At 50.3% G+C, this 17,136-nt stretch carries 17 protein-coding genes, 1 tRNA gene and 1 riboswitch; of the genes, 10 read left to right on the forward strand and 8 right to left on the reverse strand.

Annotated features, from left to right (window positions below):
- Positions 1-4: 4 nt before the first annotated feature.
- Positions 5-451, reverse strand: a complete 447-nt coding sequence (locus tag B152_RS0104320; protein ID WP_020591161.1) for a cupin domain-containing protein — start codon at positions 449-451, stop codon at positions 5-7.
- 141 nt (positions 452-592) lie between these two features.
- On the opposite strand from B152_RS0104320, the gene B152_RS22480 reads away from it, so the two are divergent.
- From B152_RS22480 to B152_RS0104340, 4 genes are read left to right on the forward strand one after another with little or no spacing between them, the layout of a single operon-like run.
- Complete coding sequence (locus tag B152_RS22480; RefSeq protein ID WP_083921800.1) at positions 593-1,624, forward strand: AraC family transcriptional regulator; 1,032 nt, start codon at positions 593-595, stop codon at positions 1,622-1,624.
- 28 nt (positions 1,625-1,652) lie between these two features.
- Complete coding sequence (gene dusA, locus B152_RS22485) at positions 1,653-2,681, forward strand: tRNA dihydrouridine(20/20a) synthase DusA (protein WP_051082931.1); 1,029 nt, start codon at positions 1,653-1,655, stop codon at positions 2,679-2,681.
- 38 nt (positions 2,682-2,719) lie between these two features.
- The gene (locus B152_RS22490) at positions 2,720-3,166 is read left to right on the forward strand and encodes an OmpA family protein (RefSeq protein ID WP_020591164.1); all 447 of its coding nucleotides are present in this window, start codon (positions 2,720-2,722) and stop codon (positions 3,164-3,166) included.
- Between the two features lie 55 nt (positions 3,167-3,221).
- Positions 3,222-4,136 (forward strand): polysaccharide deacetylase family protein, encoded by a 915-nt coding sequence (locus tag B152_RS0104340; protein WP_157230794.1) that lies wholly within the window; start codon positions 3,222-3,224, stop codon positions 4,134-4,136.
- A gap of 1 nt (position 4,137) precedes the next feature.
- Here B152_RS0104340 and B152_RS0104345 read toward each other — a convergent pair whose 3' ends face one another.
- The gene (locus tag B152_RS0104345; protein ID WP_020591166.1) at positions 4,138-5,424 is read right to left on the reverse strand and encodes a 3-deoxy-D-manno-octulosonic acid transferase; all 1,287 of its coding nucleotides are present in this window, start codon (positions 5,422-5,424) and stop codon (positions 4,138-4,140) included.
- Positions 5,425-5,433: 9 nt separating this feature from the next.
- Positions 5,434-6,561 carry a glycosyltransferase family 4 protein gene (locus B152_RS0104350; protein WP_020591167.1) on the reverse strand — a complete coding sequence of 376 codons (1,128 nt, stop codon included), beginning with the start codon at positions 6,559-6,561 and terminating at the stop codon, positions 5,434-5,436.
- Positions 6,562-6,801: 240 nt separating this feature from the next.
- Between B152_RS0104350 and B152_RS0104355 the strand changes: the two genes are divergently transcribed.
- From B152_RS0104355 to B152_RS0104375, 4 genes are all read left to right on the forward strand, one after another.
- The gene (locus B152_RS0104355; RefSeq protein ID WP_020591168.1) at positions 6,802-7,785 is read left to right on the forward strand and encodes an NAD-dependent epimerase/dehydratase family protein; all 984 of its coding nucleotides are present in this window, start codon (positions 6,802-6,804) and stop codon (positions 7,783-7,785) included.
- Positions 7,786-8,094: 309 nt separating this feature from the next.
- Positions 8,095-8,835, forward strand: coding sequence for a hypothetical protein (locus B152_RS0104365; protein WP_020591170.1), 741 nt, complete (start codon positions 8,095-8,097; stop codon positions 8,833-8,835).
- A 44-nt stretch (positions 8,836-8,879) separates the two neighbouring features.
- Complete coding sequence (locus B152_RS0104370) at positions 8,880-9,665, forward strand: response regulator transcription factor (RefSeq protein WP_020591171.1); 786 nt, start codon at positions 8,880-8,882, stop codon at positions 9,663-9,665.
- An 87-nt stretch (positions 9,666-9,752) separates the two neighbouring features.
- A complete protein-coding gene (locus B152_RS0104375; RefSeq protein ID WP_020591172.1) occupies positions 9,753-11,237 on the forward strand; it encodes a sensor histidine kinase in 1,485 nt (494 codons plus the stop codon).
- Between the two features lie 32 nt (positions 11,238-11,269).
- Here the strand turns inward: B152_RS0104375 and B152_RS0104380 are convergent, their stop codons facing one another.
- The 4 genes from B152_RS0104380 to B152_RS0104395 form a co-directional block, all read right to left on the reverse strand.
- Positions 11,270-12,592, reverse strand: coding sequence for an MATE family efflux transporter (locus B152_RS0104380; RefSeq protein WP_020591173.1), 1,323 nt, complete (start codon positions 12,590-12,592; stop codon positions 11,270-11,272).
- 254 nt (positions 12,593-12,846) lie between these two features.
- Positions 12,847-13,188: a hypothetical protein gene (locus tag B152_RS0104385; protein ID WP_020591174.1), complete on the reverse strand. Its 342-nt coding sequence runs from the start codon at positions 13,186-13,188 to the stop codon at positions 12,847-12,849.
- A gap of 36 nt (positions 13,189-13,224) precedes the next feature.
- Positions 13,225-13,426: riboswitch (cobalamin riboswitch) on the reverse strand.
- A 137-nt stretch (positions 13,427-13,563) separates the two neighbouring features.
- Positions 13,564-14,439, reverse strand: coding sequence for a transglycosylase SLT domain-containing protein (locus B152_RS24950; protein ID WP_020591175.1), 876 nt, complete (start codon positions 14,437-14,439; stop codon positions 13,564-13,566).
- 163 nt (positions 14,440-14,602) lie between these two features.
- Positions 14,603-15,568, reverse strand: a complete 966-nt coding sequence (locus tag B152_RS0104395; RefSeq protein ID WP_020591176.1) for an N-formylglutamate amidohydrolase — start codon at positions 15,566-15,568, stop codon at positions 14,603-14,605.
- A 215-nt stretch (positions 15,569-15,783) separates the two neighbouring features.
- On the opposite strand from B152_RS0104395, the gene B152_RS0104400 reads away from it, so the two are divergent.
- Positions 15,784-16,143: a response regulator gene (locus B152_RS0104400; protein WP_026261279.1), complete on the forward strand. Its 360-nt coding sequence runs from the start codon at positions 15,784-15,786 to the stop codon at positions 16,141-16,143.
- A gap of 140 nt (positions 16,144-16,283) precedes the next feature.
- Positions 16,284-16,358: transfer RNA gene (locus B152_RS0104405), tRNA-Val, on the forward strand.
- A gap of 58 nt (positions 16,359-16,416) precedes the next feature.
- Here B152_RS0104405 and B152_RS0104410 read toward each other — a convergent pair.
- Positions 16,417-17,130, reverse strand: a complete 714-nt coding sequence (locus B152_RS0104410; RefSeq protein WP_020591178.1) for a sulfite exporter TauE/SafE family protein — start codon at positions 17,128-17,130, stop codon at positions 16,417-16,419.
- Between the last annotated feature and the right edge of the window lie 6 nt (positions 17,131-17,136).

A 17,136-nucleotide genomic window follows, 5' to 3' on the forward strand; every position in this document is an offset into this window, starting at 1 on the left:
GCCCTCATTCTGAGTCGGGAGGGGGCAGGAAGTCGACTTCGTGTAACGCTGAAAGCCGCACCAGTTCTACCGGATCAGTAACTCCATCAAGGGCTACAAACAGATCATAGAGTTTCCGGGAAGGGGCAACGCCAAACACGCAGCTGGCCTCTGCTCCCGAACGGTTGAAAATACCGTGTGCAATTCCTTTGGGCATCCGGACTGTATCGCCAGGACCTGCCTTGAACAGATCGGGACCAAATTCGATCTCGAGCTGACCTTCCAATACGACAATCCACTCATCCTGTGTCGGGTGGATATGGGGGGGAACAAACGTTTCAGCTGGAATGGTTGCATGCCAGATAAAGGCGTTGTCGCTGTGAAGTTTGGGGGTGTAGGTCTGGCCGACAACGTTCCAGGAAACGCCTTCCAGTCCGTCGGCACTCGGTGTGATACCCATGGTAAATGACATTGTTAACTCCCTGTTTGATTTTTCTTATGAGCAAAGTCTAATCGCCAGGGGAACGCATTCTTGTCCAAAAAACGAAAAATTACAGCAGGCATGCTTTTAAAAGCAGTTGCTTTAATCTTAAAATGTTTTTTAGAGTAGAGAATGGGTACCCTGTGGTCATCTCTCTCTGGCGAGCCTCTGACCTCTCACAGGTTGTTTCAAACTGATGAACTTGAGACGGCGCGAGGATTTGTTGCCAGCAAGTTTTGTGGTCACAGGCTTGATCGCGTGACCGCAACAGACTGCTTTGATGCCTGTTACAACCATGCATCTGGTTTGTCGCTTTCCCTGAATTATCTGCGTTATGGTGCTACGGTTGAGATAGAGCCGGGCGAGCTTGAGGATTTTTACCTTGTTCAGTTGCCTGTTACGGGGCGGGCCGAAGTCACCAATGGTGCTGAAACTTTGATGACACATCGAGAGCAAGGTTCAATTCTCAACCCAACGCGTTATACCAAAATGTGCTGGTTCGAGGGGTGTGAAAAGATCCTTGTCCGTATTGACCGGAGAAGGCTTCATCAGGCCGCGGAAAAAATGCTCGGACAAACGATTAACGTGCCGTTGGTTTTCCAGCCAACACTTTCGGTTCATCGGCCTGAAGCGAAGGACTGGATCAGAAAATTGGCGACCTGTGTCCGGGCTGCTGAACAGGGTTATCTGTTTGGAAAAACAAAATCCTCTGGCCAGGAGCTGATCGAGGAAGAGCTTTTGACAGATCTTCTCACAAGCCAGCCCAGCAACATCAGTCATTTTTTAGCCGATATTCGCCACGATGCCATCCCGCGATATCTGCGCCGGGCGCAGGATTATATTCATGATAATCTGAGCGATTTTATAACCGTCGACGATATATCCACAGCAGCGGGGGTAAGCGGACGCTGCTTACAGCTTGCTTTTCAACATAATTTTGGGTGCAGTCCCCTGCAGTACCTCCGCCGATTACGCCTGAATCTTGCACATTGCGAACTCATGAAGGCAGAAAGGAAAACATCGGTGTCCGAGGTGGCTTATGGTTTGGGCTTTACCCACCTGGGCAGGTTCGCTATTGCCTACCGCGAGACTTTCGGGCAAAGCCCCAGCATGACGAGGGCTCAGGCCCAGGTTCATCAGGATTGCCGGGGGATACGGAAATGAACTACTGTATCCGAGCCGGCGCTTGGCAATGAAATTTGTAAGAAGAGGCGGTTTGGGTTTGTATCAAGGTGATCTGAACAGGAAAGTATGTGTAGCGCCAATGCTGGATTGGACTGATCGGCACGAACGATCCTTCCTGCGCATGATCAGCCACCATACCGTGCTCTATACCGAAATGATAACCACTGGCGCTTTGCTTCATGGCAAGGACCCTGAGCGGTTCCTGCGGTTTAATGCGAGAGAACATCCTGTTGCTCTCCAGTTGGGGGGGAGTGATCCGGAGGCCATTGCGCGTTGTGCAGGGATGGCAGCGGACTACGGGTACGACGAGGTCAATCTCAACGTGGGCTGCCCCAGTGATCGAGTTCAGAAAGGGCGCTTTGGTGCCTGCCTGATGGCTGAGCCTGAACTGGTTGCCGAAAGTGTTGCGGCCATGGCTCAGTCCGGACTGCCTGCAACGGTCAAAACCCGAATTGGAATTGACGATCAGGACAGCTATGAGTTTTTGCACGCTTTTGTTGATAGGCTTGGTAAGGCCGGGTGCAAAACCCTGATTGTTCATGCCCGGAAGGCTTGGCTTGAGGGGTTAAGTCCAAAACAGAACCGGGAGATCCCTCCGCTTCGTTATGATGTGGTGTACCAGATCAAACAGGACTTTCCCGAACTGGAGATCATTCTGAACGGCGGCGTTCAGGATCTTGGAGCTGCTGAAGAGCATATGACGCGGGTTGACGGAGTAATGATCGGTCGGGAAGCGTATCAAAATCCCTATGTGCTGGCTGAAGTTGACCAACGTTTCTATGGCGAGGGAATTGTAAAGACGCGTGAAGAGATTGTTGAAGAGTTGACGATCTATGCGGCTGAACAAGTTGCTGAGGGTGTTCCTGTCAAGTCTATCACGCGGCACGTTCTTGGACTGTTTAACGGTTTGCCGGGGGCAAGAGCCTGGAGACGAAGTCTGAGCCAGAATGCTTTCAAGCCGGGCGCGACTGAACAGGTGATCAAGAATGCCTATGCTGATTTTCTTGAGGCAGGTGAAGCCCGTCAGGTAGCCTAACTGTCCAAAGGTAATTTTAATTAAAGCAGGAGATGGGAATGAAGATAAAAACAACGGCGTTGATAACAGCAACAGTTTCGTTTCTTTTTGCTCACCCGGCTTTTGCCAGCCCGGTTGACTGTTCTCAACCTGTCGACAAGGCAGCACTGGTTAAAAAAGTTGTTTATTTCGGGGTGGGAAAATCGGGTCTTTCCACAGAAGCGAAACAGCAACTGGATCAGTTGTTCGAGGTCATAGATGGGCATCCCTCGCTGAAAATATGTGCTGTTGGGCAGGCCGACAAACAGGGAAATCCTGCTGCAAACGAAAAGCTTTCGTTAAAGCGGGCAGAGAGTGTCAAAAGTTATCTGACGAAAAAAGGCATCGCCAAAAAACGAATTGATACTGTTTTCCGGGGAGAAGCTTATGGTAGTGCCAGCTTCTGGAGCGAGACAGAAGACCAGGCCCAGGATCGCCGGGTAGAGGTCAGTGCCTATGGTGAATAAGGCGGACGGACTATGTATCTCGACTGCTATTTAGTCACAAGCTTGGAAAATTTGAGTGTCCCCGGCCCCAAATAATTGTCACATCCTGCTCTATCACGGCACCTTTCAAACTGTTCCAGAAGGAATGGAAAAGGGGCTACACAACGTATCCCCATCAGTTTTCCAGGCACAGGTCCAGTGGCTTCGCGAGAACTTTGATCTGGTTGGCCTGGAGGAAATAAGCTCTGGCTCTGATCTGACAGGAAAGGCAGCAATTACCTTTGATGATGCTTACAGCTCAGTTTTCAGTAATGCCCTTCCCTGGTTGATTGATGAAGGCATACCCTCTTGCGTTTATGTGAACTCTGCCTTGATCGAGGGGAGGGGCTTCTGGCGTGACAAGATCAGATATCTGATCAATTGTGGACTGGTTGCCGAGTTTCTCGATTTTTGTCAAAAAGTACCGGAAATCGCCGCAATCCCGCCGGAACAATTTTATCGCGCCAGCAAGAAACCCGGGTTGAACAGCGGTTTGGTTGATCTGACTCTGAACCAGTTTTTTGCAGCGAGACCCGAGAGCGGGTTTTTCGACGTGTTGAGTGAGGTTATCGCCTCCCGGAAGATTCTGCTTGAACATCCGCTGGTGAGTTATGGTAACCACAGTCATTCACATTATGTTTTGTCATCCCTGTCGGAAGCGCAACAACGTGACGAAATTCTGCTTTGTCACGACTGGCTTAAGGCAAGTGGTCTGCAGCTGAGTAATAGTTTTGCTGCCCCCTTTGGCGGGAGCCATGATGTAAATTTATCGACGGAAAGAATTCTGAGGGAACAGGGATATAAATCTCTTTTGATGAGCCGCAAAGCTGTTAACAAGAATAGTACGGCTTTTCGTGAAGCGAAGGATCTCCGAATTCTGGAACGCTATATGGCCCCCGACAGTCTTGGAGAACTTCAGATGCTTGCCAGAGAGCTGGACGTTTCTGACTAACTTAGGAGAGATGCAACTCTTCGAGAACTGCATGGGCTATCTGGTGAATCTCCCGACCTTTGTCGGCCATATAGTCTTTTGCGGTGCTGGCAAGGGCCTCGCACTTTTCTGGGTTACTTAGTAGGGAGAAAAGACAATTTTCAAGCTCATCAACAGACTGGAGCTTGATTACCGCCCCTGCTGAGACCATTGCGTCACAGATTTCCTGGAAATTTTGCATCTCCGGACCGCAAATGACAGCACAGTTTTGCCGGGCTGGTTCAAGGAGGTTTTGCCCGCCTTTACGTAACAGCGATCCGCCAATGACAACCAAGGGCGAAAGCTCATAAAAGAGACCAAGTTCGCCGAGTGTGTCGGCGAGATAGATATCCGTTTTGTCTGTGATCTCTTCGTCTTTGCTGCGCGAACTGGCCGTCAGGCCTTCGGCCCGGATTTCAGCAAGAACTTCCTCCCCACGGTCAGGATGGCGCGGGGCGATGATGCAGAGAAGCCCGGGAAGTTTTTTTTGAAGCTCTTTTTGTATTCTTGCGAGGAAAACTTCTTCGGGTTTATGGGTTGAGCTGGCAAACCAGATTGGGCGCTCACCGATGTGTTTGTGCAGTTCCTCAAGAGCCTCATGGCAGGTACAGAGTGGAAGTGCCGCGAATTTCAAATTTCCATTGTCTTTTACCCGCGGAGCTCCGAGCTGTTCAAAATGCCGGGCATCTTGCCGGGATTGGGCGAGGACCAGGCGAAAGCATCCGAGTAGATCACGGATAAAAAAGGGTACGCGCAGCCATGATTTCAGGGATTTTCCTGACATGCGCCCATTGACCAGAAGAAGGGGGACCTTGTGCTGGCTGGTGCGAAAAATCAGTTGGGGCCAGAGTTCTGATTCAACAATCAGGCCAAGATCCGGTTTCCAGTGAGTGATAAAGCGCTCAACCGCAGCGGGGAGGTCAACAGGAATGAACTGGTGTCGGGCATTTTTGGGTAGCCGTTGCGCCATAAGTTGGGCAGATGTAAGTGTTCCTGTCGTTATCAGAAAATGCAGATCAGAGTGCTGTTTGTTCAGCTCTTCAATCAGCGGAAGGATTGACAGGGATTCTCCCACCGACGCACCATGAATCCAGATCAGTTTCCCTGCCGGACGGGGTTCGCTGGTGTAACCCAGCCGCTCTCTATGGCGTTGTGGGTGTTCTTTCCCGCGGGCTCTTCTTTTCCTGAGATGATATTTAACAGCAGGCGTCAGGAGGTTTGCTGTGCAACCATAAATTCCTACAGTGAGTTTGGTTAGAAGCGAAGTCATTGAGACGCTTTATCCCAATTTCAGAATATTGAGTTGGCGTGCAATAACCTTTTGCTCGTCATAAAGCTCCAGAGCACGTTCCCGCCCGGCAGTGCCCATGTTTTCACGAAGTTTGGGGCTGTTGACCAGGCGGCAGAGAGCATCGGCGAGTTTGTCCGGGGACTGAACCGGGACCAAAATGCCTGTGGTGCCGTCGAGTACTTCCTCACGGGAGCCACGGATATCAGTGGCCACAACCGGAAGACCGGTCATCATTGCTTCGATAATGGAGCGCGGCATGCCTTCACGATGAGAGGGCAGGGTGAAAATGTCACAAGCTCGCATGATCTGGTTTACATCTGTCCGGTACCCTAGGAAACGAATGCGTTTCTTGAGCTTTGGATCTGTTTCTGCCAGCGAAATCGCATCGTTGATGTCTGAGGCATGGTCGCTGTCCAGGCGACTTCCGACAATCCAGAGTGTGGCATCAACTTTGCGCATGGCCTGCACAAGCTCGACGTACCCCTTTTCCCGAACCAGTCGCCCGACCATGAGAATGACTGTTTCATTATCCTGCGCCCCAAATTCGGTGCGCAATGCTTTTCTGTACGACTTCGGGGTTGCTGGATAAAAGCGGGCTGTATCGACACCGTTGCCAATGGCTGTGATGGTTCCCTTGGGACAGAGATTATATCGTCTCGCCGTTTCCGCATCTTCTTCTGCCTGGGTCATCAAGGCGTTGGTTTGACGCCCGGCGAGCCATTCAAGGCTCAGGAAAAGGTTGCGCTTCAGGGCAGGCATGTTGTCGTGGAAGTAAAAACCATGTGCCGTATAGGCTATGTTCGGTACGCCGGCAGCTTTTGCAGCAAACCGTGCGATCAGCGAGGCAACAGGTGTATGGGCGTGAACAAGGTCAAATTTCTCGTTTTTGAAAAGATTTGTCAGCTGTTTGAAGGATTTTGCATGAGACAGGAGATTCATACTGCGTTCAATCTCAACTGTCTCGACCTGAAAACCTTCCGCCCGAATTTTTTCGACGAGTGGCCCTTCGCTACAAACCCCAACAACTTCGTGCCCGGCTTCCCTCATCCCTTTCATCAAGGGCAAGAGCATATGATATAGGGAGAAGTCTACAGCGCAGATTTGGCAGATTTTCATTCGGGTCCTGCTGGGTTGTGTCTTGGCATTGTTCTGGAAGAGACGCACCGGATTTGGGACAGCATATAGCCATCCGGCGATGACGAAAACGTGTTAGTTGTTTTTTCCGTATTCTCTCTCCCCTCCATAACGACTTATCTCCCCGCTTGCAATGTCTCCGGGATGATAGTTTCTTGACTTGCGATAATTCCATCACAGCCGTATATCTGGGCAGAGAAATCAGGAAAACGGAGCGAGTTTGTGGCTGTACTTGTAACTGGAGCTGCCGGATTTATCGGGTCGACGCTTATTCATGCCTTGTTGAACAGGGGGGAGCGTGTGGTCGGGGTTGATAACCTTAATGACTATTACGACGTAAACCTGAAGAAAGCACGGTTGAAGCGCTTGGAAGACCGTAAGGGTGATTTCAGCTTTTGCAAACTTGATATCTCTGACCGGGAAGCTCTGCCTGCCCTGTGTGAAGCAAATCCCGATATTGAAGGCGCGGTACATCTTGCTGCTCAGGCAGGTGTTCGTTATTCGCTGACCAATCCTTTTGCTTATATCGAAGCCAACTCCATGGGACATTTGGTGGTGATGGAGGCTTGTCGACGTCTTCCCAATTTCAAACATCTTGTCTATGCCAGCTCGTCGTCTGTTTACGGTGGCAATACAAAGATGCCATTTTCTGTTGAAGATCCCGTTGATAATCCGGTTTCTCTTTATGCCGCGACCAAGCGTTCCTGTGAGTTGATGTCGGATTGTTATGCGCATCTTTACCGGATGCCGATGACAGGCTTGCGGTTCTTTACCGTATATGGCCCTTGGGGACGTCCGGATATGGCGGCCTACCTCTTCACCAAGGCCATTCTTGAAGGCAAGCCGATTGATGTGTTCAACAATGGCGAGATGCGCCGGGATTTCACCTATATTGATGATATCGTCAGTGGGGTCATTGCTGCTCTGGACAGGGTGCCTGCTGCACCAGCACCGGGTCGTCCCCACAAGGTTTACAATCTGGGGAATAACAATACTGAGACCCTGATGGATTACATCAGCGTAATCGAGGAAGCCTGTGGACGTGAGGCCATCAAGAACTTCAGGGAAATGCAGCCGGGTGATGTGAAAGAAACCTATGCGGATATTGATATATCGCAAAGGGAACTTGGCTTTGAACCCAAAGTGAAAATCCGTGAGGGTTTGCCAAAATTTGTTCAGTGGTATCGCGATTATCACAAGGTTTAATCCGGGCAAAAAATAGTAATACAAATCAGGAGCTTCAGGCTCCTGATTTGGTTTTTAGCGGTTTTTTTTCTGCTTTCTGGCCAGGATGCCTTATTATGGTCCTGTTCTTTTTCAAGACTATCGTCCGGACATATTTGCCGGGACAAGGGGGCCAGCGCTGGATCTGCCAAGCAGAGTTGTTGTTCCCTTAAGGATCGTTCTATGTGCCTTTCGGCCACAAAATAAACACAAGCCCTGAGGGGCTGGTGTCGATAAGGGATAACCAGTGCACGCGTGATGAGACACTTAATAACGGGATATTTTCGAAGCATGAACACTCCGGGGGAGGCGTTACGATTTCTGTGGCTTTCGACGCTCCTGTTGTTGCTTGCGGGCTGTAGCACCTTGTTGTCCGGACGTGATCTTGCTGATTCTGATGCGGGAGCCGAGAAGCCAGCCAGCTTGACCGGATCTCAGATAGCAACACGAGGTAATCAGCCGTTCGAACCCGAAGCTGTTCCCGATCTGCCTTATCCGAAACCCAAATGGCGCCCGGCAACGGTTCCAGCTCTTCCACCTCAAATTGCGAATGCCGACCTGGATACGGAAAGTGTGAATTTCTCCGGAGAGGCAAATGCTGATGTGCAGTTACTATTGGGAAAGACGTTCCTTGAGGTGAAGCAGGAATTGGGGCAGCCGGCCTGGATCAGGGACGTCTATCCTGCGCGGGTCTGGGGATATGATACGGAGAGCTGCAGTTTGCAGGTTTTCTTCTATCCCAAGCTGGATCAGGCTGGTGACTATAGAGTGTTAACCTATGAAGGTGCCGAGCTTGATCAGAAGATAAAGTCTCCTGAGGTGCCGGCTTCTCCGAAAGTACCAGCAATATCCGGGAGTGGGGAAACAAATAAACCAAGCGCACTCGGGCCTGAAGAGATCCAGGCTTGTTTCCTTCAACTGGTCAATAAAACGTCCCTATTGCCCGGGCTCCCCGCTCGGAATGGAGAGCAGGTGAGGCAGCCGCTCTTGAACGACAACGGTAGATTTCTGGTCACTCCAGGCCAGAGGTAGTGCAGACATGAAATTAAGATATTTTTTATTCGCGGGAGAAAACAATGTTGGCTAATGCAGTAAAAGAAATCGCCAGCCCACGCGTGATCCTGGTCGATGATGATGACCTTTTTCGTGAGTCACTTGGGCTAAATCTTGCCGAAGAGGGCTTCGATGTTGTGGATTTTGACAATGGTTCTGATGTTTTGAGCTTTCTGTTGAACGAGCCTTCTCTTGATCCCATCCTTCTGGATTGGCGGATGCCAGGCCTGGACGGCTTGGCCGTGTTGCGCCGTCTCCGTGAAGCGCGGATGGATAACCCGGTCATTTTTCTGACCATGCTAAGCGATGAAATTTACGAAGAGGCTGCTCTGCGCTGGGGTGCAGTTGATTTTATCGACAAGTCTCGGCGGTTGCCGATTATTTTACAGAGACTTCGGCTGATTTCCGAGGGAACGAAGGGCATACTTGCTGCTCATGAAGATGATTCCCTGACGAATTCGCCTTCTACTGCGAAGGTCGGCGGTCTTGAAATCCGTGAAGACATCCGGCGGGCTTACTGGAAGGGCGAGCAGCTTGATCTGACCCTGACCGAATTTGCTATTGTCTGTTTTCTTGCCGGGAATGAAGGCAATGATATCAGCTACAGACAGATATATGACCTTGTCCACGGCAAGGATTTTGTCGCCGGGTATGGTTCAGATGGGTACAAAGCGAACGTCCGGTCATTTATCAAACGTATCCGCAAAAAATTTCGGGAACTCGATGACAGTTTCGAACAGATCGAAAACTATCCCGGCTTTGGTTATCGCTGGCGCCCTGCCGGGGTTCCTACCGGAACACCGGAATAGTTTGGTAGAAGAACTGTGAACACAAAAAGCGCATTGAGCCAAACAGCAACTGGATACAAGGCCAGGCGGTCGCCCCTGAACCGAGCTGTGCATTCGCTCTTTGCGAAGTTTGTGATTATGGTGCTGGTATTTTTTGCTGTTCCTGCGCTGCTCTATCAGGAGTTTCGCCAGGCTGATCTGGATCGTCAGCACATTGTTCTCAATGCGGTACGTGAACAGGGGCGGCTTATGGCCGAGAGCCTGCGTCCAATGCTTGAGAGTGCCGGACCTTCTACTTTGCTGGAATTGCCCGAGGAAATTCAGCGGCTTGCAACAAAAAATAACGGAATCAAGATTCTCTTCCGCCCAATAGGTGAACAGGGAAGCCAGGGAGTTTTCTTTGTCGCCTCTGAACCTAGGCTCTCGACGGATGCGCTTCGCAAGGAAAAAGAAACCCTGATCGAGCAAGGTGTTTTTGATAACCTGACAGCGAGTTGTCTGATCGAACGTCCCATGGCTTTGCGCCATCTTCGCCCCAGCGGTATTGAAGAGCTGCTCACTTCGATGACAGCTATTCAGACTGAAGCTGGCTGCTGGGTGGTTATTGCAACACAATCGGCAGAAGCCTTTCTCGGCTCTTCTATCGGCCAGCCCTATTGGAAAACCCTGGAAGTGCAGATTGCTGCCGCGATCTATCTTGGCATGGCTTTGATTCTTACTTTTCTGGTTTTTACTGTTTGGCGTGATTTGACCCGCTTTCGCGACCTTGCCAGGGGAATCCGGGAGGGCCGGGCAGGTAAAAGCAGTTTTTCGGTTGAAAACAGGGTGCCCGAGCTTGAGCCTGTTGCGCACGAATTTGATAAGATGACACAAACTCTGCAGGAATCTTCAGATTCCATCAGAAGGGCAGCAGAAGACAATGCCCATGCTTTTAAAACGCCTCTTGCGATCATCAGACAAGCTTTGGAGCCGCTCAATCGTACGGTGGATCTGGATAATAAACGGGGACGTCGGGCCTTGCAGGTGGTCGAGGAGGCGCTCGACCGGTTGGAAAACCTCGTATCCACAGCACGACAGCTGGAGCATACTTCGGCCGAATTGCTTAATCCACCTCGGGAAATAATTGATCTTTCCGCTTTGTTGCTACGTATGCTTGAAGCCTATAGCGGGAGTTTTAATGCTCGGGGACTGATCCTGCAAAGTGCCATTGACCATGGAATAACCGTCCTTGCAGGTGAGGAGGTTCTAGAGACCATTATCGAAAATATTATCGACAATGCTCTGGAGGCTTCGCCACGTGGAACGACAGTTTCTGTTGAGCTGATGAATGGAAAGAAGACAGCGGAATTGGCTGTTCGTGATCGGGGGCCAGGGGTTCCAGGCAGCGAACTTGAGCGGATTTTCGAACGTTATGTCTCTTATCGTGAACGTAAACCCATGGCTGATGGGGGAGACAATCCGGGAAATCATATGGGGATTGGACTTTGGATCGTTCGTCGGAATGTCGAGGCGATTGGCGGTTTTGTTCGTGCTGATAATCGTGGAGATGGGGGGCTTTCACTGATTGTTTCCCTGCCGCAGTCAGATGACTAACCTTATATCAAGAAGCGATAATAAAGACCCATTCAGATCGTTTTTTGGTGCTCCCCGATTGACTTGGCCAGCGCGGGATAATAGCGCCAAAGTGTAAGACCCCTGGTGAACATATAAAGTAACATCGCAAGCCATAATCCATCGTTTTGCCAGAGAGGCACCAGCAGGCTAATGGCACAGAGGAAGACCAGTAAAGACTGGATCATGGCATTACGCAGCTCGCGTGTTTGTGTCGTGCCGATAAAAATACCGTCGAACTGAAACCCTCCAACACCGGCTATCGGAATAAGGACAAGCCAGATCATATATTGTCTGGCCTGCTCCCTTACTTCAGGAATGTCGGTGAATAGATTGATGATATAGGGGCCTGAGACAAGAAAAAGGATAGCGAAAACCACAGCCGAGAGAATGGCCAGAAACGAACTGGCTTTAACGGCTGAACGGAAGGCCCCGCTATTGTTTTGTCCCTTGGCCTGGCCCGTCGTGATTTCGGCGGCATGCGCAAAACCATCCAGACCATATGAGGCAAAATAGAGGAAGTGAATGAGCACAGCATTGGCAGCAAGAACTGTATCGCCAAAACTTGCACTGATTCGGGTAAAATAGGCAAAAGCAAAGATAAGGCAGAGTGTGCGGATGAAAATATCCCGATTCACTTTGAAGAGGGACTTCAGTTTTTCAGGGTTCAGGACCCCTGCCCAGTCCCGTTTGTTTCTGATGGAAAGGGGATGCGAAAGAACGATGGCTAGTCCACAGGCAAAGCCGACGACCTCGGCAATAACGGTGGCAAGAGCAACCCCTTCTACGCCCCAGTTAAATCCAAGGACAAAGACCAGATCCAGCAAGATGTTAACGCTGTTGATGACGAGTTGAAGGACAAAGGTGAGTTTGGGTTCACCCTTGCCCAGAAGCCAGCCGATAATCGCATAGTTAGCCAGAGAAATCGGCGCGCTCCAGATTCTCACCAGCCCGTATTCCAGAGCCAGATCCTGAACCTGCCTACTGCCGTCAATCAGACCGATGCAGAGTTTTAGTAAGGGAACCTGTAGCAAAACCAGCAAACTGCCCAGGATGAGTGCCAGGACGAGGGGGCGGAGAAATGCGGCGCGCTGCTCTGCGGCATTACCGGCGCCAAAAGCCTGGGCTGCAAACCCCACAGTTCCCATTTTGAGAAAGCCAAAACCCCAAAAAAGGAAGCTGAATACGGTGCCACCAATGGCAACCCCGCCGATATAAGCCGGGTCCGGCAGGTGCCCCATAACAGCGGTATCGACAGCACCAAGCAGGGGTACGGTCAAGTTCGAGAGAATGAGAGGCGTGGCGAGCAGTAAGATGCGCCTGTAATGTTCTGGCAAGGGGATCTCTTTGACTGGAGTGTCGATGGAGCCGATCCATCATCGAGAGACCGAACACTTCCGTGTATAGCCAAAGATAGAGAGATGCCCAACAGTTATCTTGATTTGCTTCTCTTTGGCAAACCTTGGTGAAAGAGGGACAAAAACAATATCTTCTCTCTCTTTTCTATAGAGCAAGACCGGAAGCAGTCATCTCTAAATCTGGTGAAGAGGACTGCTTCCGGTTAGTGGATCTATGCCCTGGTGTAGTAACCTCAGGCGTTGTAACGCCGCCGCTTCCTGTGATTGCTTCTGCACAAAGAGAGACGGGCATAGGGAAACTCTGCTGTTTGCCTCAGGAGATTGAGGGTTTTCACGGCGTCGTCGCGAAAGCAGGCCTCGTCGTCAGCGTATTTGTTTACCAGTCGTTTTGCGGCGTGGGCTGGATCAAGTTCTGATGGCAGACTGACCAGCCAGGCCATAATGGCGTGTTCAGCAGGGGTCTGGCTGAATTCATCGCTGAGAATCATTCGATGGATGATGAATTTTGGATCATCACTGCGGCTGGTCGCGTTAACGGTATCTAGAGATTGGAAGTCTGAAGTCGTAATTGCCATGGCAATTCCTCCCTCCGGTGCACCCCGCCCGGGTTGTAAGTTGAAATGTGTGCGGCAGGTCTCCTGGCTCGTGGCTCACCAACATCTGTCACCCTTCCCAATCCTGGCGCAGGATCAGTGAGTTATCTGACAGTGTCTAACCACTTACAGTTGCGGGGGCAGCTTTGGAATTAATCCTGACGGATCGCACCAAATTCCCTTTTCATCCCGGATGGGAACCACACGATTTAACCAAAGGTACTTGAGAATTTATGTGCTTGTCAATCAACTGAATCGAGCAGGAAGGACAAGATTTTTACTCATGTCTTGTTCGCAACAGGAACCGTCGTCTTTGTGTGTTTTTGACTTTTGGGGGCCGTGAAAGTCAGTATGGCTTCACCCTTTTGGGGCCATAAGCAGGCGCGTTGCGATAGACCTGTTATCATGGCGCGGGCGCTGCAAGGTGTGGGATACTGTCTTGGCAGATGGTGCCGGGTCGGTTGTTGAAGGTGTTGCTGCCTCCGTTTTCCGGGAACTGTTTGAGGGGATGTTTGCTGACCCTTTGTCGATTAACTTGTCGTCGATCAGCTTGGCTGCTGTTTCTGACTTGAGATGGGATGTTGCAATGCCGCCGGGGTTACGGGCTTTTTTAACCTCGGCCTTGTTTTCAGCTCTTTGGGCCAGCTCCAGACGCCGGGTTTCTTTGTTCAGGCGATGTTTTTCATTACGCCAGGCAGTCAGAACTTTCTTGCGGTAAGGGGTGCTGAACTCCTGGTTGTTCGAGTGATATCGCCCTACTGCGGCGGTCCAGGAGGGGGAATCCTGTCGCAGCCGGGTCAGGAAGCTGGCGGCATAGGCGACATTCTTGTGGGGGTCAAAGGCATCATCAAGTGAGGGAAATGCCTTGGCGTGGTGATGCAGGTTCACCTGCATACAACCGACATCAATATTCCGTACACCTTTGGCTTTTAGTTTCTCTACTTCTGCGATGGCCGCCTGCTTGGTAGGTAGATATCTTCCCTTGCCTTCGGCCATAACCGTCCAGGGCCAGGCAACTCTTGCCCCTTTTTCCTTGTCCCATTTTCCGGATTCCACCAGGGAGATAGCACGGAGAAGATGAAGGGGAATTGTTTCACGCTGTTCTGCCTGAGAAATTATATCTGCGCAAACATCACTGTTCGCAGTGATTTGCGAAGCCAGAACGGCCCGGCTTGTAAGGAAAATCTCTCCCGAAATCAGGCAAAATGAAAGAATGAAAAGAACAAAACGCATGACTACTCTCCGTGATCTACTGTCAGGAAAAGCAAATGCCATGCCAAAAGTTTAGAAACGGGCAGTGATGAATGGAAAAGGGGACTAATTTTATCAGGGGGGAAATCCTGGATAATTCTAGCTCTGGATATTCAAGCTTTGGGGCCATCAAGTCCTGGAGAATTCAATAATCCAGAGATGTTTCTTCAATTGCTCCAACAGCCAGAATGATTTCATCCATAAGGGCCGTGATTGTTGCCAGCTCGGGTTTTCGTTCTATCTTGTCTTCATCCATATAGAGATGGCGAGAAATCTCGATCTGCAGACAGTTTATCCCCAAGGCTGGTTCACCATAATGCTGGGTGATAAAGCCTCCAGGATAAGGATTGTTATTGAGGACACGAAAATCCTTTTGCCTGAGAATGTTCTCAACGCGACGTGTGACTGCTGAAGAGGAGGATTTCCCGAAACGGTCGCCCAGCACAAAATCAACCTTTGAACGCTTGTTTTTCATTCCCTGGTTTCCGGGCTGTGCAATAGTGGAAAGCCGGGGCATGGAGTGACAGTCGATCAGGATGCAGTAGCCAAATTTTCTTTTGGTACTGTCGACCAGTTGACGAAGAACCTGATGATAGGGCCAGTAGTAACGTTCGATACGGTCTTTTGCCTCGGCAAAAGTCAGTTTGTCTTTGTAGATAGGCCTGTCGCTGGTCACGTTTCTGGCGATGGTCCCGAGGCCGACAGCTACGCGGGGGGAGCTGGTATTGACATAGCTGGGAAGTTCATCTTCAAACATCTGGGGATCCAGCTCGAAAGGTTCCCGGTTCGCATCGACAAAGGCCCTTGGAAACAAGGCACAGAGAAGCGGGGCGCCAAGCCGGGGGGCATTACAGAGCAACTCATCAACAAAACTGTCCTCGGACCGGCGCAAATTATGGTGGTCGAGTCGGGAGCCTTCAATGAAAGATGTTGGATAGTTGCTTCCGCTATGGGGTGACGAAAGTACCACCGGGAGGCTTTGTTCATCGGGAAGGTGGAGCCGGTAGGATTCTGTATCACTGGTGGCTGATGAAGCAGACAGAGGAGTTGCCCCGGTGGTTTGCCCGGCGGAATGGAATTTGCTCGCAAGTTTGTCGAAATCGAGTGTCATTCTAGAGCTGCAACTTTAAAAATGTGGGATTGCTTATATCAATTTTCAAATCTATACCCAGTACAAATCCTGCCCAGTCAGGATGTAATGGTGCGTTGTTCACACCATTACGGTAGTCTGGCGGGCAGAATTCAGACTGCGACTCAAACCTAACTAGATCTTGGCGAAAACTCCTGATGTGGTCAATGGAACAGATCGGCGGGTACAGGGCGAGCATGGCAAATATATTACTTGCGGAAGATGACGAGAACATGCGGTTTTATCTGCATCGTGCTCTTGAGGCAGCCGGACATAGGGTTATTTCAGCTGAAAATGGTGCTATAGCAGAAGAGATGCTCATCTGTAATCGCTTTGATCTGGTTTTGAGTGATGTGGTTATGCCAGAAAAAGATGGCATCGAATTGGCCAGATCTGCCAAGCAAAGACATCCAGAAATAAAAATTATGTTTATCACCGGGTTTTCCGGAGTGGTTCTGGGTAATCAAGAGGACGGCTTTGATCCTTCTATGGTTTTGTCAAAGCCCTTTCATCTAAAAGACCTGGTTGAGCAGGTCGAGCGGGTATTGCTCGAATAACCAGGCTTGATTGCAGGCGGTGATTTTATTTATCTGCTCCAATTTTGAACATTTGCCTGAAACTTGTTTTTAGGGCTTGTCAAACTTGGGTCAGTTTGATAATTCCCTGTCTCACCGGATGGTATAGCCCACCGGGTATAGGGCGCATAGCTCAGCGGGAGAGCACTTCGGTGACATCGAAGGGGTCGTAGGTTCAATCCCTACTGCGCCCACCATCAAAACCCCAAGGGAAACCTTGGGGTTTTGTCTTTTCAGAAGCTCTTTGGAAAAAAATCACTTAAAAAGCAGCGCGCCTGCAGCGACCAACAGGATCAAAGAGAGGCCTTTTTTATGCTGTTCGCCTGGGATTTTCATAACAAGGTGTTTGCCCAGGATTGCAGTAATAATTGCGATGGAAAAGAGAGCAAGCCCGATCGTCAGGTGGCCTTTATGTAAAATGCCATTGCCGGCGTAACTGGTGATTTTTGTAAGATTTACTCCAATTCCGGTAGCGGCCATCACCCCGATAAAAGCCTGCCTTTCAAAACCCATTTTTTCCATTGCGATAGCTTTTACAGGATTGCCGCTGCTCAGAAATCCAGAAATGAAGCCGTAAAGAGCAGAGACGGTAAGAGTTGTTGATAAATTTGTCGGTAAAGACATACGGTAGCCAGTAAGGGTGAGTGCTACACTGAAAATAATAAACCCGGCCAGCAAGGGTTTGAGCGGTTCAGGGTCTATCCGGGCGAGGGTTTCTGCGCCGAGCCAGGCAAATGGGATGCTTGCTAGCGCGATCGTCAAAGCCAGTTTCCAGTCTATTTCTTTTCTGTACAAAACCGCTTTGGTTAAAGTTGCGGCAGTAAAGAGCACAGTGGTCAGGGCGATACAGTCTTTCAGGGGAAGGAGAAGGGCGCCGAACGAGAGAACAAAAAAACCGCTTCCAAGCCCAAAAATAGCAGAAATCATGGAGCCGAAGAAGGCAATAGCAAGGAAGTAGACGTATTCCATGAGTTG

Source organism: Kiloniella laminariae DSM 19542 (assembly GCF_000374005.1).
Taxonomy (GTDB): domain Bacteria; phylum Pseudomonadota; class Alphaproteobacteria; order Kiloniellales; family Kiloniellaceae; genus Kiloniella; species Kiloniella laminariae.

What these genes read in the sequence shown, in the direction of transcription:
- B152_RS0104395 (WP_020591176.1), bottom strand. Translation starts at nt 15,568, where the DNA reads ATGACACTCGATTTCGACAAACTTGCGAGCAAATTCCATTCCGCCGGG.
- dusA (WP_051082931.1), top strand. Translation starts at nt 1,653, where the DNA reads ATGAAATTTGTAAGAAGAGGCGGTTTGGGTTTGTATCAAGGTGATCTG.
- B152_RS22490 (WP_020591164.1), top strand. Translation starts at nt 2,720, where the DNA reads ATGAAGATAAAAACAACGGCGTTGATAACAGCAACAGTTTCGTTTCTT.
- B152_RS22480 (WP_083921800.1), top strand. Translation starts at nt 593, where the DNA reads ATGGGTACCCTGTGGTCATCTCTCTCTGGCGAGCCTCTGACCTCTCAC.
- B152_RS0104410 (WP_020591178.1), bottom strand. Translation starts at nt 17,130, where the DNA reads ATGGAATACGTCTACTTCCTTGCTATTGCCTTCTTCGGCTCCATGATT.
- B152_RS0104365 (WP_020591170.1), top strand. Translation starts at nt 8,095, where the DNA reads ATGAACACTCCGGGGGAGGCGTTACGATTTCTGTGGCTTTCGACGCTC.
- B152_RS0104345 (WP_020591166.1), bottom strand. Translation starts at nt 5,424, where the DNA reads ATGACTTCGCTTCTAACCAAACTCACTGTAGGAATTTATGGTTGCACA.
- B152_RS24950 (WP_020591175.1), bottom strand. Translation starts at nt 14,439, where the DNA reads ATGCGTTTTGTTCTTTTCATTCTTTCATTTTGCCTGATTTCGGGAGAG.
- B152_RS0104370 (WP_020591171.1), top strand. Translation starts at nt 8,880, where the DNA reads ATGTTGGCTAATGCAGTAAAAGAAATCGCCAGCCCACGCGTGATCCTG.
- B152_RS0104385 (WP_020591174.1), bottom strand. Translation starts at nt 13,188, where the DNA reads ATGGCAATTACGACTTCAGACTTCCAATCTCTAGATACCGTTAACGCG.
- B152_RS0104320 (WP_020591161.1), bottom strand. Translation starts at nt 451, where the DNA reads ATGTCATTTACCATGGGTATCACACCGAGTGCCGACGGACTGGAAGGC.
- B152_RS0104400 (WP_026261279.1), top strand. Translation starts at nt 15,784, where the DNA reads ATGGCAAATATATTACTTGCGGAAGATGACGAGAACATGCGGTTTTAT.
- B152_RS0104350 (WP_020591167.1), bottom strand. Translation starts at nt 6,561, where the DNA reads ATGAAAATCTGCCAAATCTGCGCTGTAGACTTCTCCCTATATCATATG.